General features: G+C 67.9%; 14 protein-coding genes. 4 read left to right on the forward strand and 10 right to left on the reverse strand.

All coding sequences use genetic code 11. From position 1 onward, the window contains the following. Positions 1–77: 77 nt before the first annotated feature. The gene (locus LHP98_RS03710; protein WP_227251125.1) at positions 78–671 is read left to right on the forward strand and encodes a hypothetical protein; all 594 of its coding nucleotides are present in this window, start codon (positions 78–80) and stop codon (positions 669–671) included. Positions 672–1,182: 511 nt separating this feature from the next. On the opposite strand, the gene LHP98_RS03715 is transcribed toward LHP98_RS03710, so the two are convergent. From LHP98_RS03715 to guaB, 4 genes are all read right to left on the reverse strand, one after another. Next, entirely contained in the window at positions 1,183–3,414 is a 2,232-nt protein-coding gene (locus LHP98_RS03715) for an ATP-binding protein (protein ID WP_227251552.1), read from the reverse strand. Positions 3,415–3,603: 189 nt separating this feature from the next. Then, a complete protein-coding gene (locus tag LHP98_RS03720) occupies positions 3,604–4,746 on the reverse strand; it encodes an RsmB/NOP family class I SAM-dependent RNA methyltransferase (RefSeq protein WP_227251126.1) in 1,143 nt (380 codons plus the stop codon). Between the two features lie 7 nt (positions 4,747–4,753). Next, a complete protein-coding gene (locus tag LHP98_RS03725; RefSeq protein WP_227251127.1) occupies positions 4,754–5,146 on the reverse strand; it encodes a DUF6858 family protein in 393 nt (130 codons plus the stop codon). A 93-nt stretch (positions 5,147–5,239) separates the two neighbouring features. Next, positions 5,240–6,688: an IMP dehydrogenase gene (gene guaB / locus LHP98_RS03730; RefSeq protein WP_227251128.1), complete on the reverse strand. Its 1,449-nt coding sequence runs from the start codon at positions 6,686–6,688 to the stop codon at positions 5,240–5,242. Positions 6,689–6,828: 140 nt separating this feature from the next. On the opposite strand from guaB, the gene LHP98_RS03735 reads away from it, so the two are divergent. Then, positions 6,829–7,089: a hypothetical protein gene (locus LHP98_RS03735; RefSeq protein WP_227251129.1), complete on the forward strand. Its 261-nt coding sequence runs from the start codon at positions 6,829–6,831 to the stop codon at positions 7,087–7,089. A gap of 78 nt (positions 7,090–7,167) precedes the next feature. After that, positions 7,168–7,524: a type 1 glutamine amidotransferase gene (locus LHP98_RS03740; protein WP_227251130.1), complete on the forward strand. Its 357-nt coding sequence runs from the start codon at positions 7,168–7,170 to the stop codon at positions 7,522–7,524. A gap of 61 nt (positions 7,525–7,585) precedes the next feature. Here the strand turns inward: LHP98_RS03740 and LHP98_RS03745 are convergent, their stop codons facing one another. After that, positions 7,586–8,587 (reverse strand): tellurium resistance protein, encoded by a 1,002-nt coding sequence (locus LHP98_RS03745; RefSeq protein WP_227251131.1) that lies wholly within the window; start codon positions 8,585–8,587, stop codon positions 7,586–7,588. A gap of 202 nt (positions 8,588–8,789) precedes the next feature. Here LHP98_RS03745 and speB point away from each other — a divergent pair, with 202 nt between their 5' ends. After that, positions 8,790–9,749, forward strand: coding sequence for an agmatinase (gene speB / locus LHP98_RS03750; protein ID WP_227251132.1), 960 nt, complete (start codon positions 8,790–8,792; stop codon positions 9,747–9,749). A gap of 257 nt (positions 9,750–10,006) precedes the next feature. On the opposite strand, the gene LHP98_RS03755 is transcribed toward speB, so the two are convergent. The 5 genes from LHP98_RS03755 to LHP98_RS03775 all read right to left on the reverse strand — a co-directional run bounded on the left by LHP98_RS03755 (position 10,007) and on the right by LHP98_RS03775 (position 16,549). Continuing rightward, positions 10,007–11,104 carry an ABC transporter ATP-binding protein gene (locus LHP98_RS03755; RefSeq protein WP_227251133.1) on the reverse strand — a complete coding sequence of 366 codons (1,098 nt, stop codon included), beginning with the start codon at positions 11,102–11,104 and terminating at the stop codon, positions 10,007–10,009. A 14-nt stretch (positions 11,105–11,118) separates the two neighbouring features. Beyond that, positions 11,119–12,732, reverse strand: coding sequence for an alpha-amylase family glycosyl hydrolase (locus LHP98_RS03760; protein WP_227251134.1), 1,614 nt, complete (start codon positions 12,730–12,732; stop codon positions 11,119–11,121). A gap of 1 nt (position 12,733) precedes the next feature. Beyond that, positions 12,734–13,873: a carbohydrate ABC transporter permease gene (locus LHP98_RS03765; RefSeq protein WP_227251135.1), complete on the reverse strand. Its 1,140-nt coding sequence runs from the start codon at positions 13,871–13,873 to the stop codon at positions 12,734–12,736. Positions 13,874–13,885: 12 nt separating this feature from the next. Continuing rightward, positions 13,886–15,115 carry a carbohydrate ABC transporter permease gene (locus LHP98_RS03770; protein ID WP_227251136.1) on the reverse strand — a complete coding sequence of 410 codons (1,230 nt, stop codon included), beginning with the start codon at positions 15,113–15,115 and terminating at the stop codon, positions 13,886–13,888. Between the two features lie 87 nt (positions 15,116–15,202). After that, positions 15,203–16,549, reverse strand: a complete 1,347-nt coding sequence (locus LHP98_RS03775) for an ABC transporter substrate-binding protein (RefSeq protein WP_227251137.1) — start codon at positions 16,547–16,549, stop codon at positions 15,203–15,205. Positions 16,550–16,600: the final 51 nt, after the last annotated feature.

A 16,600-nucleotide genomic window follows, 5' to 3' on the forward strand; every position in this document is an offset into this window, starting at 1 on the left:
AATCCGTTAAGGGATAGTTTACGGCGACCGAGGAAAACCGGCCGGAAGGGCCGGAACGAAGAAAAAAGGGGACGGACATGCTGGTGTTCTGGGAGCAGAGGCTGGTTTTCCTGGCCACGCCGAAGACCGGGTCCACCGCCATCGCCTCGGCCCTCGAATCGCTGGCGGCGGTGTCAATCCAGCGTCCGCCGGTGTTGAAGCACACCACCGTGCACCGGTTCCGGCGGTTCTTCGGACCCTACCTCGAGGCGGCGTCGAAGGCCGACTGGACCGTGGTCGCGCTGATGCGGGAACCGCGCGACTGGCTGGGGTCCTGGTACCGCTTCCGCGGCCGCGACGACCAGGCCGACCCCGGGAAAAGCACCGCCGGCAAAAGCTTCGACGACTTCGTCCGCGGCTGGTGCAGCGACCCTCGCCCGGCCTTTGCCGATGTCGGCTCGCAAGCGCGGTTCCTGAAACCGCGTCAGGGCCAGGGGGTGGACCGGCTGTTCCGCTATGAGGAGATCGACACCTTCGTCCACTTCCTGGAAGACCGGCTGGATTGCGAGATCATCCTGCCCCGGCTCAACGTCTCGCCCTCGCGCGCGACCGAGCTGTCACCCGAAACCGAGGCGCTTCTGCACGAGGTGGCCGCAGAGGATTTCGCCCTTCACGCCAGCTTGCAGGTCTAGCGGCGCAGGACCGGCGCCTCGCCAGGGTTGATTTGCGGCCGCACCCTGTGTTGCACCACTCCGTCCGCTCCGCCCTTGCCGGTTCTGCTGGGCGATCGGTTTCCCTGCGCGGTCCTTTTCGCCGCCAGTCCGCTGCACCGCGCAATCCGCGCTGGCGCTCGGTCCGTTCCGCTGCCCAGTCCGCTCTGCCGCTCGGTCGGTTCCGCGACGCGGTCCGCTGCGCCGCACAGTCGTCGGTGCAGCGCAGTCCTCAGCGCCGCACGGTGCGTTCCGCAGTCCACTCCACCGCGCAATTTGCGTCGTTGCGCAGTCCGCTGCGCCGTTCAATCCGCTCTGGCGCTCGGTCCGTTCCGCCGCCCGCCTTGCCGCGCAGTCTGCCTTGCCACGCGGCCCGCTTCGTCGCCCGATCCGCTGCGCCGCGAGGTCCGGCGGCAGCGCGAGCTTGCGCGACTGCTTGCCCTGCCGCTCTGGCGGGCGGCCTGGCGAGACCGCTCCCCATCCTGCAGCCGCATCAGTGGAACTGGTTCTGCACCGTCGTTGTCAGGTCGTTCAGCGAAAAGGGTTTCGGCAGGAAGACCGAGTTCGGGATGCGCGACTGATCCTCGCTGAGGCAATCCTCGGCATAGCCCGAGACGAAGACGACCTTGACGTTCGGCCGATCCTCCAGCGCCATCTTCACCCAGGACGGGCCGTCCAGCCCCGGCATCACCACGTCGGTCACGAAGACATCGACCTCAAGTGCCGGATCTTCCAGCGTCTTCAGTGCCTCTTCGGCGTTTTCGGCCTCAAGCACGGTATAGCCGCGCATCCGCAACGCCCGGCTGGCGAAGGCGCGCACGGGAGCCTCATCCTCGACCAGCAGCACCACGCCCTCGCCCTTGCGAAGCAGCAGCCGCGACGGTTCCTCCTGCGGCGCGGAGGGCAGCGGGACATGCTCGCCCTCGGCCAGTTCATGCACCGGGAACAGCAGATCGAAGGTGGTGCCCTTGCCCGGCTCGGAGGCGACGAAGACATAGCCGCCCGACTGCTTGACGATGCCATAGACCGTGGAGAGGCCCAGGCCCGTTCCCTCGCCCACCTTCTTGGTGGTGAAGAACGGCTCGAAGATCTTGTCGATCTTGTCGGCCGCGATGCCGGTGCCGGTGTCGATCACCCGGATCACCGAATATTCCCCGGGCGGCACGGTGGCCTTGTCGCGCACCGTCGCCTCGGCAAGCGCCAGCGCCTCGGTTTCGATGCGGATCGTGCCGCCATCGGGCATGGCATCGCGGGCGTTGACCACCAGGTTCATCAGCACCTGCTCCAGCCGCCGCTTGTCGGCCCGGATCGGGCCCAGCAGCGGGTCGTGAGCGAAGCGCAGAACGACCTTCTCGCCCAGGAGCCGCTTCAACAGGTGGGTCAGGTCCGACAGCAGGTCCTGCAGATCCAGCCGCTCGGGCTTGAGCGTCTGCTTGCGCGAGAACGCCAGCAACTGGCTGACCAGCGCCGCCGCCCGGTTGGCGTTCTGGCGGATCTGTTCAAGATCGGCGAAATCGCCGTCCTCGCGCCCGTGGCGCAGCAACAGAAGGTCGCAGTGGCCCGAGATTGCGGTCAGCAGGTTGTTGAAATCATGCGCGATGCCGCCGGCCAGCTGGCCGATCGCCTGCATCTTCTGGCTCTGGTTGAACTGCGCTTCCAGCTTCTTCAGCGCGGTCGCGTCGGACAGGATCGCCAGCGCCCCACTGCGGCCCTGCTCGACGATCCGGCGCAACTGCACCTGGGCGAAGGCCTCTTCCCCCGCCCGGCGCATCCGCAGCACTTCCGCCCCGGCCGGCAGCCGCTCGGCGATCACGTCGGCAAGCCAGTCCTGAACCGGCCGGCCAAGGTCTTCGAACAGGTCGTGGAACGACAGCCCGGCCAGCGGGATATCGCCAAGCAGTTCGCGCGCGGCCCGGTTGGCGCTGCGCATCGCCCCGTCGGCGCCGAATTTCATCAGCGCCACCGGCACGTTCTCGAAATCGGTGGTCATCGTGTCGGCGTCCGAGCGTTCCGGCGCCGGCAAGAGGAAGATCTCGCGACGGTCGCCGATGCCCTCGACCTCGGCCACGACGGCGCGGATCTGACCGCCGGGGGTGACGATGTCCACCTCTTCGCCGGTCTGGAATTTCGGCTGCACGAAGATGCGGTCCAGCCGCTTGGGCCGTTCGCCCAGGAGCCGGCGCATCGCCTCGTTCGAGAACAGCACCACGCCGTTGCGGTTGGCCACCACCATCGGCAGGCTCAGCGCTTCCGCCCCGCGGCCGGCAGGGGTGCGGTCCTGGAATTCCTCGAGCCGCCACAGGAAGCGGTTCTCTTCGACCCGGTGCACCGACAGCCGCAGATGACCGCGCCGAGTGACCACATCCTCACGCGCGGCGCCACCGCTGGCCGCCCGCGTCTGCAGCCGGAACAGCACCGCCGAGGGCGAGGCGAACTGTTCGTGCAGCACCCCCACCAGGGTTGCCGTCGGGTTGTCGCCGAACCGCGCCTGGGCGGCGACGTTGCGATACAGGATCTGGCCCAGTTCGTCGGTCGAGAAGCACGGCGCCGCGTCTTCGCCGACCAGGGTGGTCAATTGGCGGGCAAGCCGCGCCTCGCCCCGGTGACCCTTGCGCGCCAGGATCATCATCGCGCCGGCCACAAGCAGGATGGCCAGCCCGGTGGTGATCAGGCTCAGCCGCACCAGCGTCGAACCCGAATAGACCGCCAGCGAAAGGCACAGCATGGCGCCCGCCACCAGCCACGGCAGCCCGCGACGGGTTCCGTCGGTGGTCGCCAACGCGGCCCTGAGTTCAACTTCCGGCCCCAGCACGCAGCCCTCCGTCACGGAATTCCCTTCCGCATCACTAGGCCCACAATGATTAACCAGCACTTAACCGAAGCCGGAAAACATCTGCAAGTTGATCCGTCCGCCTCAGGCGCGCCTTAGAATGGCAAGAAAGAAACCGTCACCCGCTTGCAACGGGGTAAAGCGGGCCTCCCGGTCCAGGGTCCAGCCGGGGCTGCGGGCGCGAAAGGCCGCAACCTGCGACTCATTCTCTTCGCGCAGGAATGAACAGGTGGCATAGGCCAGCACGCCGCCCGGCGCGACCAGGCTGGCGGCGCGGTCCAGGATCTGCGCCTGCACCGCGGTCAGATCGGCCAGCCGGTCAGGCGTCAGCGCCCATTTCCCCTCGGGGTCGCGGCGCCAGCTGCCGCTGCCCGAACAGGGCGCGTCGGCCAGCACCAGGTCATAGGGCGCGGTCGCCTCGGGGCGGTCGGTCAGGCTGACGGCAATGCCGGCGCGGGCGGCGCGGGCCGGCAGGTCGGCCATCCGGCGCGGTGCCGCATCATGCGCCCAGAGCGCCAGCCGGGCGCGGGCGGCCATGGCAAGGGTCTTGCCGCCGCCACCGGCGCAGAGGTCCAGCACCCGCATTCCGTCGCGCAGCGGCAGCGCCTCGACCACCGCCTGCGACGCGGCATCCTGCAATTCCACCAGGCCCGTCGCATAGGCCTGCGAGGCCTGCACCTTGCGCGCGCCCTCGGTCACTTCCAGCGCGAAAGCCGCCAGGGGATGGGGCCGCGTGGCGATGCCTTCGGCGGCCAGCCGCGCCGCCGCCGCGTCGCGCGCGGCCCTTGCGGCGTTCACCCGCAGCACCACCGGCGCACGCTGGCGCATCGCCTGCATCACCGGCGCATAGTCCGCCCCCAGCGCCCGCTGCAGGGCCGGTTCCAGCCAATCCGGCACGTCCAGCGCCTCGGCCCCCTGGGGCGGGCGGCCCTGGTCCGCGGGGCCTTCCGGCGGCGGGGCGTGCGGACCGTCGTCCCAGGGCGTGCGACCGGCGGCCCGCCAGCCACCCAGCACCAGACCCCGGCCGGTCATTCCGCCGCCCAGGGCCGCAAAGGACCGCCGGCAGCGCAGCGCCTCGAACACCAGATCGCGCACCGCCGCGCGGTCGGCCGAGCCGGCAAAGCGCGACGCCCGCGCCCAGGCCGTCAGCACCTTTTCGGCCGACTCGCCCGCCAGCACGCGGTCCAGCACCTCGATTGCGGCGGCGGCGCGGGCGGCAGGGGTCATGGCGGCATCAGGTCCGGTCGGCCAGCGCCTTGCACCAGGCCTCCATCTCGGTGGTCGCCAGTTCCATCGGCGGCTCCAGGAAGGCCAGGTGGAAGCTGTCGCCCAGATCGGCCACGCCGATGGCGCGCGGGCGAACCGCCAGCACATGCGGGTTCGGCAGATGCACCCCGAAGCAGAACACGATGTTCTTGGCGGCCTTGATCTGCGGCGCGATGCTGCCGCCGATCGCGGAGGTATGGGCAAAGTGGTCGAAGGTGGCGATATAGGCCACCTTGGGATGCGCCTCGATGCGGGCGCGCAGGCGGTCGATCACGGCGTCGATGTCGGCGCAGGTGGTTTCCGCCTTCGGCACGGTCAGTTCGAAGACCGGATACTTCTCCATGAGAATCGATTGCTTCATGGCTGGCGGTCCTTTTTTCGCGCCTGAGGGCCCCCCCGCTGATGGCCGCCCCGGATGGGCGCCGGCAAGGCAGTGTAGCGTCGCAAGCCGCGGTCAGCCGGCGCGGTAGTTCGGGCTTTCGCGGGTGATCTGCACGTCATGGACATGGCTTTCCTTCAGGCCCGCGCCGGTGATCCGCACGAACTGGCACTGCGTGCGCATCTCGGCAATCGTGGCGCAGCCGGTATAGCCCATCGCCGCGCGCAAGCCGCCCACCATCTGGTGAATCACCGCCTGGGCCGAGCCCTTGTAGGGCACCTGCCCCTCGATCCCCTCGGGCACCAGCTTGTCGCTGCTGGCTTCTTTCTGGAAATACCGGTCGGCCGACCCGCGCGCCATGGCGCCAATGGAGCCCATGCCGCGATAGGCCTTGAAGCTGCGGCCCTGCCACAGGATCACCTCGCCGGGCGATTCGTCGGTGCCGGCGATGGCGCTGCCGACCATGGCGCAGGACGCGCCCGCCGCGATGGCCTTGGCGAAGTCGCCGGAATACTTGATGCCGCCATCGGCGATCACCGGAATGTCGCCGGCCGCGCGGGCGGAATCGAAGATCGCGGTCAGTTGCGGCACGCCCACGCCCGCGACGATCCGGGTGGTACAGATCGAGCCGGGGCCGATGCCGACCTTGACCGCATCCGCGCCGGCACCGATCAGCGCCCGCGTCGCCTCGCCGGTGGCGACGTTGCCGGCCACCACCTGCACGGTATTGGACAGCTGCTTGATGCGTTCCACCGCGCGGGCCACGCCTTCGCTGTGGCCATGCGCGGTGTCGATCACCACCATGTCCACGCCGGCCTCGATCAGCGCCTGGCTGCGCTCGAACCCGGCATCGCCCACGGTCGAGGCAGCGGCAACGCGCAACCGGCCCATCTCGTCCTTGCAGGCATGCGGGTTGAGGACGGCCTTCTCGGTGTCCTTCAGCGTCAACAGGCCGGTCAGCTTTCCGGCGCCGTCGGTGACCAGCAGCTTCTCGATCCGGCGTGCCTTCATCAGGCTGATCGCCTGGGTGCGGTCCACCGGCTCTTTCAGCAGGGCCAGGTTCTCGCTGGTCATCATCACGCTGACCGGGGTGCGGTCGTCGCTGGCAAAGCGCATGTCGCGGTTGGTGACGATGCCGACAACGCGGTTGTCCGCATCCACCACCGGAAAGCCGGTGATGTTGTAGCGCTCCATCAACTCCTTGGCGTCGGCCAGGGTCTGGTCGGCGCGCAGGGTGATGGGCGCGTAGACCACGCCGGATTCGAAGCGCTTCACCCGCCGCACCTCGCGCGCCTGCGCCTGGGTGTCGAGGTTGCGGTGGATCACCCCGATGCCGCCCGCCTGGGCCATGGCGATGGCCATGCGGCCCTCGGTCACGGTGTCCATGGCGCTGCTGAGCAGCGGAATGTTCATCCGGATGGACTTGGTGACGAAGGTCGCCGTGTCGGCATCGGACGGCAGCACCGAAGAGGCGGCCGGAACCAGCAGGACATCGTCGAAGGTGAGGGCCTCGCGAATCTCCATGGGGAACTCCTGGGGGATCATCGTTTGGCGGTTCCCTGTTTCACGGCCCAAGCCCGGGCGCAAGGGGGAAAGCCGCATCTTGGGCTTGAAAGCAGGGCCGCCCCATGCAGATTGTGCCGGGCTGCCGGACGGAGAAGCTGATGCGCGTCGCCATCGTGGAAAACACCAAGGTCACCCACCACGGCCAGGTCGGCGTGGCCCTGCACGAGGCGGCGGCGAAGATCGACCTTCTCAAGCCCTGGACCGGCCAGCCCCTGCCGCAGGCGCCAGAGGCCGAAGCGCTGGTCGTCTTCGGCGGCGAGCAATCCGCACGGGACGACCATACCCACCCCTACCTGCCCGCGCTGGCCCGGCTGATGGCGGCCTATGCCGCGGCGGACCGGCCGGTGCTGGGCATCTGACTTGGCTCGCAACTGCTGGCGCGGGCCTTCGGGGCGGAAAACCACCTCGGCGCCGCGCCAGAATTCGGCTGGTGCGACGTGGCGCTGACCGACCCCGGCCGCACCGACCCGGTGCTGGGCGCCCTGCCCGGCGAATTCCCGATCTTCCAGTGGCACTCGGACACCTTGAGCCTGCCCACGGGCGCGGTCCGGCTGGCCGGCTCAGCCGCCGCACCGAACCAGAGCTTCCGCATCGGTCGCGCCACCTATGGCATGCAGTTCCATTTCGAGGCCAGCCGCGCCGTGGTGGCCGACTGGACCCGCGAATTCCCCGACCTGATCGAACGCACGGACCCCGGCTGGCCCGCCCGTCACCCGGAACTGGCGCGCACCCGCGGTGCCGCGGCCGACGGTCATGGCCTGGCCATCGCCCGTGCCTGGGTCGGATTGATCTGATCCGTGTCGCGCGGCCGCCTGATCGGCCCTGACAACACCGGCCAAGGCGAACGGGCGTCCGTCACGCCTCGGCCGCGTTGGTCTTGCCTGCCAGCCGCCCGCCGGGCCACAGCGACAGCACCTTCCAGGCCACCACCGGCACCGCCACCAGCGCCACCACCAAAAGGCCAAGGCCGGCGCCGGTCCAGACCCCGCCCAGCCGGATCAGGGCCGCGACAAAGGCGGCCAGCGGAAAGGTGAAGGCCCCCCAAAGCGGCGAGAACCCGGCTTCGGTGATCCAGCGGAACCCCAGCGCCAGCGCCAGGAAGATGCCAAGCGCCAGCACGCCGAAGGCCAGCGCCAGGCCCTCCTGCCCGGTCTGCGCCGCCACCGTGGCGAACAGGCTGGCCGGCGCCAGGTGAATGGCCAGAAGCGGCCGCAGCGGCGCCGGCGGCACCCGACGAATCAGTTGCACCAGGCTGACGCCCCAGATCGCCGCCGCCGGCACCAGCGTTGCCCAAAGCAACCCGCGCGCCAGGCCCGGCAGGCCAAGCTGGGCCGCGGCCACACCGCCGACGATGAAGCCGACGAAGGTCAGATGCCAGCCCGGGTTGACCGCCTGCCCCTCGGGCGGCGCCGCCGCCAGCACGCGGCCGACCAGCAGCGCCAGCCCGGCATGGGCGACCAGGGAAATCGCCAGCATCCCCAGCGCCACGCGCGGCGCAAAAGGGGCCAGCAGCGCCGCAACCGCCATTCCGCCCATCGTCGCCGCCGCCAGCCCCGCCCGCGCCGGCATCACCTTCAGGTCGTCCAGGATCACCCCCGGCCGCCGCGCCAGCTTGACGCCATAGGAAAGGACGGCGAAGGCCCAGACCGGCAGCACCAGGCCGGCCACCAGATCGCCCAGGCCCTCTGGCAGACCCACCCGCGCCAGCCCGGCCCGCAGTGCCAGCGCCAGACCCAGCAGACCCAGGATCACCGGAAAGACCGCCGGCGGCGTGCGGGCAAAGGCCGGCGCCTTGCGCGGCGGGAACTCGGGCGGCGGATATGCCTTCGGGCGAAAGTTCACCGGGTCGTTTGCCATGCCACACTCCGTTGTCGGCCGGCACCCCAGCGCATTCCGGCCCCGGGTTCAAGCAGAACCGGTGCCGCATGCCGTGGCAACGCGGCCGAGCGGGGGCTCGATGCCCCCCGAGGGCGCCCCCCTGGCCCCCCGGGCGCGGGCTGGACAAGCCCCGCGCCGCCTTTCATGCTGCGCCGCCGGGCGGCAGCGAAAGGCACGGGACATGAGCGGACATGGCTACGAAAGCGGGCGGCTGAACCTGCCCTTCGTCGGGATCTCCACCTTCGGCAAACGGCCCTACCTTGCCGACTGGGGCGCGATCCGGGCCGACGTGGCCGTGCTCGGCGCGCCCTTCGACTTCGGTACCCAGTTTCGCGCCGGCGCCCGCTTCGGGCCGCGGGCGATCCGCGAGGCCTCGACGCTGTTCTCCTTCGGCCATGCCGGCGCCTATGACCATGAAGACGACTGCACCTATCTGGGATCGGACGTCCGCATCGTCGACATCGGCGATGCCGACATCGTCCACACCGACACCGAGACCAGCCACGCCAACATCGAGACCGGCGTGCGCGCCATCCTCGACGCCGGCGCCCTGCCGGTGGTGCTGGGGGGCGATCACTCGGTGAACATCCCCTGCATCCGCGCCTTTGCCGGGCGCGGCCCGATCCACATCCTGCAGATCGACGCACATCTCGATTTCGTCGATGTGCGCCACGGCGTGCGCCACGGCCACGGCAATCCGATGCGCCGCGCGGCCGAGCAAGAACATGTGACCGGCATCACCGCGCTGGGCATCCGCAACGTCAGCAGCACCGCGAAAGACGGCTATGACGCGGCCCGCGCCATGGGCGACGACATCCTGTCGGTGCGGCAGGTGCGGGCGCTCGGCCGTGCGGCCGTGCTGGCCCGCATCCCGGCCGGCGCCCGGCTTTATGTCACCATCGACATTGACGGCTTCTGCCCTTCCATCGCGCCGGGCACCGGCACCCCCAGCCACGGCGGATTCCTCTACTATGAAGTGCTGGAAATCCTGCAAGGCGTGGCCCGGACGCATGACATCGTCGGCATCGACCTTGTCGAGGTCGCGCCCGACTACGATCACTCCGGATCGACCGCCATCCTGGCTGCGCAGGTGCTGCTGAACTTCCTCGGCTTCATCTTCCACGCCCGCAAGACGCGCTGAGTCCAACCGAAGCAGCCGATTTCCGAAGTCGGAAATCGTGCACGGAATTCGACTTCGAATTCCGCCTTGCGACGCGGCCGTTAGCGATTCGGAAACCCTTGTCCGGCTCTATCGGGACATGACCCGACGCTCTGCAACCGCCACCAAGCCCGTGCCTTCTATCCGCCTGACCCTCTGGGTCAGCGTGATGTCGGGGGCCGTGCTTTGCGGCCTGTGGCTCGGGTTCCTCGCAATGGTCGGCTGGCCTGGCTAGGCGCTCAGCGATACAGCAGCGACGTGCCGTTCGCGAAAAGGTGCACCTTCTTCGGATCGGCGCCCAGCGACACCGTCCGGCGCCGCAGTTCCGGGCGGATGCCGGGCAGCTTGGCCACCACCTGCGCCGCCTCGCCCTGACGGCGAAAGTAGAGCAGCGTCACCTCGCCCAGGGCCTCGGTGATTTCCACCTCGCCGGTGAAGATCGCCTCGGCCGGCGATTTCCCCGCCGCCTCGACCAGGTCCTCGGGCCGCACGCCGATGTTCACCGGCAGGCCCTTGTCGGCGGCGTTCGTTGGCACCGCCGACACCGCCATGCCGCCATTCGCCAGCCTGACCGTGGTCTTTGCCCCGGTGCCGGTGATCTCGCCCGCCATCAGGTTCATCGACGGGCTGCCGATGAACTGCGCCACGAATTCGTTCTGCGGGCGTTCGTACAGTTCCAGCGGGCTGCCGACCTGGGCGATCCCGCCGCCCGCCAGCACCACGATGCGGCTGGCGAGGGTCATCGCTTCCACCTGGTCATGCGTGACATAGACCATGGTCGATTGCGGCATCGCCTCTTTCAGCTGGGCGATCTCGATCCGGGTCGCCACCCGCAGGGCGGCGTCCAGGTTCGACAGCGGCTCGTCGAAGAGATAGACCTTGGGGTCGCGCACGATGCTGCGCCCGATGGCCACCCGCTGCCGCTGGCCGCCCGACAGCGCCTTGGGCAGACGGTCGAGATAAGGCGTCAGTTGCAGGATCTTCGCCGCCTTGTCGACCGCCTTGTCGATCTCGGCCTGCGATTTCTTGGCGATGCGCAGCGCGAAGGACATGTTCTCGCGCACCGTCATGTGCGGGTACAGGGCATAGCTCTGGAACACCATGGCGATGCCGCGCTGCGCCGGCGGCACGTCGTTCATCCGCACCCCGTCGATGGAAAACTCGCCGCCCGAGATCTTTTCCAGCCCCGCGATCATCCGCAGCAGCGTGGATTTCCCGCAGCCCGAGGGGCCGACGAAGACAATCAGCTCGCCCGTCTTGATGTCAAGGTTGATGTCCTTCAACACCTTGACCTCGCCATAGGCCTTCTCGACGTCCTTCAGCACCAGATCGGCCATCCGTCCCCCCTTCCCTACGCCTGCCGCGCCAGGGCAAAGCCCCAGCCCGGCAGGTGGATTTCCGCTGCATCGACCGGCACCGATCCAAGCTCGGTCCCGATCTGCTCCCATGTCCCGTCCGGCAAGGCGACGCTGCCCGCCTTTTCGTCCAGGTTGAAGGCGCAGAACAGCACTTCGTCCCCCCGGCGCAGGAAACGCGCCACGTCGCCCGCCGCCGCGATCCCGTCCATCGCGCCGGTCCGCAGCACCTCATGCGCACGCCGGAACGCCAGCGCGTGGCGATAGTGGGCCAGCATCGACCCCGCCTCGTCACCTTGCGCCGCGACCGAGCGGCCAAGGTGCCGCGCATCGACCGGCAGCCAGGGCTTGCCAGTGGTGAACCCGCCCGAGGCGTTGTCCGACACCCAGACCATCGGTGTCCGGCAGCCGTCGCGGCCCTTGAACTCGGGCCAGAACTCGATGCCATAGGGGTCTTGCAGGTCTTCCAAGGCCACATCCGCCTCGGGCAGACCCAGTTCCTCTCCCTGATACAGGCAGACCGAACCGCGCAGGCACATCAGCAGCACCGTATAGCTGCGCGCGGCGGCGTCAGACAGCCCCCAGCGGGTGACGTGGCGGATCACGTCATGGTTGGAATAGGCCCAGCAGGGCCAGGCGTCCGGCGCCTTCGCCTGCATCCGGGCAAAGGTTTCCACCAGGGCCCCGGCGGTCAGCCGCGTCGGCTGCAGCATCTCGAACGGATAGCACATCTGCACCTTGTCGCCGCCCGAGGTATACTCGGCCATGATCTCGAGGCCGCGCTGGGCATCGCCCACCTCGCCCACGGCGGCGGCGTTGAAGGGGTTCAGGACGGCGCGGAATTTGCGCAGGAAATCAAGGTTCTCGGGCTGGTTCTTCGAGAACAGGTGAACCTGATGGTTATAGGGGTTCACCTTCGGCGCGATGCTGTCGTTGCGCAGCTCGGGCGGCAGCGAAGGGTTGTCGCGCAGGTACTTGTCGGCAAAGTAGAAGTTGATGGTGTCCAGCCGGAAGCCGTTCACCCCGCGTTCCAGCCAGAACCGCGCCGCGTCCAAGAGCGCCTCTTGCACCGGCATGTGGTGCAAGTTCAGGTCGGGCTGGCTGGTCAGGAAATTGTGCAGGTAATACTGCTGCCGCCGCGCATCCCATTGCCAGGCCGGCCCACCGAACACCGACAGCCAGTTGTTCGGCGGCGTGCCGTCCGGCTTGGGCTCGGCCCAGACGAACCAGTCGGCCTTGTCGTTCACCCGGTCCTTGCGGCTTTGCTTGAACCACGGGTGCTGGTCGGAGGCATGCGACAGCACCAGGTCGATCATCACCTTCAGGCCCAGGTCATGAGCGCGGGCCACCAGCGCGTCGAAGTCGGCCAGCGTGCCGAACATCGGATCGACGTCGCAATAATCGCTGACGTCGTAGCCGAAGTCCTTCATCGGGCTGGTGAAGAACGGGCTGATCCAGATCGCATCGGCCCCCAGCCGGGCGATGTGGTCCAGCCGGGCGGTGATGCCCTTCAGATCACCGATCCCGTCGCCATTCGAATCCTGATAGCTGCGCGGGTAGATCTGATAGATCACCGCGCCGCGCCACCAGTCGGGGTCGGTCTGCGTCATCTCACTTCACCGATCCGGCCAGCAGGCCCCGCACCAGGAACCGCTGCATCGAGAAGAACACCAGAAGCGGCACCGCGATCGACACGAAGGCCGAGGCGGACAGGATTTCCCAATCCCCCCCGCGCGACCCCATCAGGTTCACCAGATTGCCGGTCAGCACCTGCTGGTCGTTACCGGTGCCCAGGAACACCAGCGCGACAAGCAGGTCGTTCCAGGTCCAGAGGAACTGGAAGATCGCGAAACTGGCCAGCGCCGGAAACGACAGCGGCAGGATGATCCGCACGAAGATCTGGAAATCGGTGGCGCCGTCCACCCGCGCATTCTCGATGATGTCGCGCGGCAGGCCGACCATGTAGTTGCGCAAGAGATAGATCGCCAGCGGCAACCCGAACCCGGTATGGGCCATCCAGATGCCCAGATACCCCTTGCCGATGCCAATCCAGTTGTGGAACTGCAACAGCGGGATCAGCGCCAGTTGCAGCGGCACCACCAGCAGGCCCACGATGAAGGCCACCAGCAGCGCGCGCCCCGGAAACTCCATCCAGGCCAGCGCATAGGCCGCAAAGGCCGCCACCAGGATCGGGATGATCGTTGCCGGAATGGCAACAGTCAGCGTGTTCAGGAAGGCCTGCCCGATGGATTGCCCCGCCATGGGCGAGGCGATCACATTGGAATAGTTGTTCACGGTGAACTCGGGCGGCGAGGAGGCGGTGGTGAACACCCGTGGCAGCCGCATCTCGGCGGTGGTGGCCGGAGAACTCAGCACATAGGCGCCATCCGGCTGCACCGTCAGCGTCACGCCGTCGTCCAGGCTGGCGGTCTCGCCCGGGGCATAGGCCTCGGGCTCGCGCGATGAGGTGCCCCAGCGGCTGATCGTGGTGCCGGTGGTCTCATAGAGATTGCCCTCGATGACAAAGGCGCCGTCCTTTTCCACCTCGTCCCCGGCCACGCGGATCGCCGGTTGCTGGGTTTCCTGCGTCGACAGCGCCTGCCACCAGCCGGAACTGACGATCTGGTCGCCGGTGCGGAAGCTGGACACCAGAAGCCCGAAGGTCGGCACGACCCACAACAGCACCAGCGCCACGACCGAGATGTGAACGGCCCACAGAAGGGCGGGTTTCTTGCCGGCAATGTTGTCCATCGACCCCGCCCCCTACTTCATTTCCTTGCGGACGTTCCACACGTTCCAGACCAGGATCGGCGTCACCAGCAGCATGATGATCATGGCACTGGCCGAGCCCATGCCCCAGTCCAGCGAGCGGAACAGCTTGTCGTACATGTAGTTGGCCAGCACCTGCGTCTCCCACTGGCCGTTGGTCATCGCCAGCACGATGTCGAACACCTTCAGCACCGTGATGGTGATCGTCGTCCAGACCACGACGATGGTGCCCATGATCTGCGGCACCTTGATCTTGAAGAAGATCTGGAACGGGTTGGCGCCGTCGATGATGGCGGCCTCGATGGTGTCTTCCGGCACGCCGCGGAGTGCTGCCGACAGGATCACCATGGCAAAGCCGGTCTGAATCCAGACCAGCACGGCCATCAGGAAGAAGTTGTTCCAGAACGGCAGTTGCAGCCAGTTCTGCGGCTGGCCAAAGGGCGGCGCCCACATCACCAGCCCCCACAGGCTGCCCACCGCGCCCCAGATCGCATACAGCACCACCAGCAGCGCAAAGACGATGCCGCCGGCCAGCAGACGGCCGTTGAAATCCTTGCGGGTCTGCGCCACCGCCTGCGCGGCATAGCCCGCCAGCGCCACCGCCAGCACGACAAAGGCGATGACCAGCAGGAACGGCAACAGCTTGAGAAACAGGAACGACCCCGGCCCGCCGTCGAACTTCAGCCACAGCGCGTTGAGCAGGCCGATCTGCGCCACCTCGGCATCGCGGGCATCATAGATCAGCTTGAAGATCACCGATGCCCCGACGAAGGAAATCGCCATCGGCATGAAGATCAGCGATTTGGCGATGTTGCCCCACTTGATGCGGTCGGTCAGTTGCGCCGCCAGCAAGCCGAAGGCGGTGGATGCCGCCGGCACCACCACCAGCCACAGCATGTTGTTCTTCAGCGATTCCGCGAACTTCGGCTCGCCGAACATGGCGATGTAGTTGGCGCCGCCGACAAACTGGCCGGACCTTCCATGCAGCGACAACCAGGCGGTCGCGAAGACCGGATAGGCGAGGTAAAGGCAGAGCAGCGCCAGTGCGGGGAACAGGAACAGCCAGGGCCGGATTGCGCTCGCCCGGTTGATGTTGCGCCCGGCATGCGGGCCACGGGCGGGGAACAGGATCTTGTCCAGCACCAGGTTCGAGGCGTAGAAATACCCCACGCAGCCGCCGACGCCGACAAGAATGACCACAAAGGCCTGCAAGGCCGGATGCATCGTCTTACCCCTCCCGTGGCGATCGGATGAATGGCGACATGGGTCGCGCGGGCAGATCGCTCCGCCCGCGCCCCTTGCGCAGTCAGATCACTTCGGCCAGCTGGCCTGGATCGCGTCGGCCACCTCTTGCGCCGACTTGCCGCCGACATAATCGACCATGCCGGTCCAGAACGTGCCCGCGCCCACCGCGCCCGGCATCAGGTCCGACCCGTCGAACCGGAAGGTGGTCGAGTTCAGCAGGATGTCGCCCATCTTGCGGGTGACCGAGCTGCCGTAGGTTTCCGGGTTGGCGCTCTTCAAGGGCGTCAGGAAGCCCGACTGCGCCATCCAGACCTCATGCGCGATCGGCGTCTTCAGCCAATCGATGAACGCGCGCGAGGCTTCGGTGTCCTTGGTGATGAAGGCCAGCGTGCCCGCCCCCAAGACAGGCTTGCCCAGGTCCTTTCCGGCATAGGCCGGGAAGTAGAAGAAGTCGGCATCCTGCCCGACAACCGTGCCTTCGGGGAAGAACGACGGGATGAAGCTGGCCTGATGGTGCATGTAGCACTGCGGCGGCGAGGCAAACAGGCCCTTGGGGCTGTCGCGGAAGTCGGTCGCGGCCACTGCCGCCACGCCGCCGGCGACATAGGCGTCGGTCTTGGCGAAGGCGCCGAATTCCTCGATCGCGCCCACCACTTCGGGGCTGTTGAAGGCCAGCTCGTTGGTCACCCAGCGGTCATAGACTTCCGGCGCCTGGGTGCGCAGCATCATGTCCTCGACCCAGTCGGTGGCCGGCCAGCCGGTGGCCCCGCCCGACCCCAGCCCGATGCACCAGGGCGTGCCGCCATCGGCGACGATCTTGTCGGTCAGCGCCTTCAGGTCTTCCATCGTCTCGGGCACGTCATAGCCCGCGTCCTCGAAGGTCTCGGGGCTGTACCAGACCAGCGATTTCACGTCGATCTTGTAGGGCAACGCGTAAAGCGCCTTGGTGCCGTCGGGGCCGGCATAGGACCCCAGTCCCACCCAGCTGTCGCCGGCGGCATAATTCTCGGCCAGCCATTTCTGGGTGTCCTCGCCCAGCGGCGCCACGAACCCCTTCTTCACCAGATCGGCGATCAGGCCCGGCTGCGGCAGGATGGCAATGTCCGGCGGGCTGCCGGCTTCGGAATCGATGACGATCTGCTGCTCGTAATTCTCGGACGACGAGTAGTTCACCTTCACCCCCGAGGCGGCGGTGAAATAGGCCAGCATCGACTCGACCAGCACCTGGTCCTCACCGCGCCAGGGGCCGAAGATCGTCAGCGTCTGGCCGTCCAGATTGGTCGCCTCGTCATAGGCCTTGTAGCTGTCCCAGTTGAAGGCGCCCTCGCCGACGGGGAACTTCAGGTCCTGCGCAAAGGCGCCACCCGCACCCAGAGCCAGCACCGCGGCGCTGACATAAAGCTTGGTCTTCATTCGCAATCCTCCCGATTGCCCCGCCCGGTTGACGGAGCGTTTTCCCATGGC

Source organism: Rhodobacter sp. Har01 (genome assembly GCF_020564565.1).
Taxonomy (GTDB): Bacteria; Pseudomonadota; Alphaproteobacteria; order Rhodobacterales; family Rhodobacteraceae; genus Pseudogemmobacter.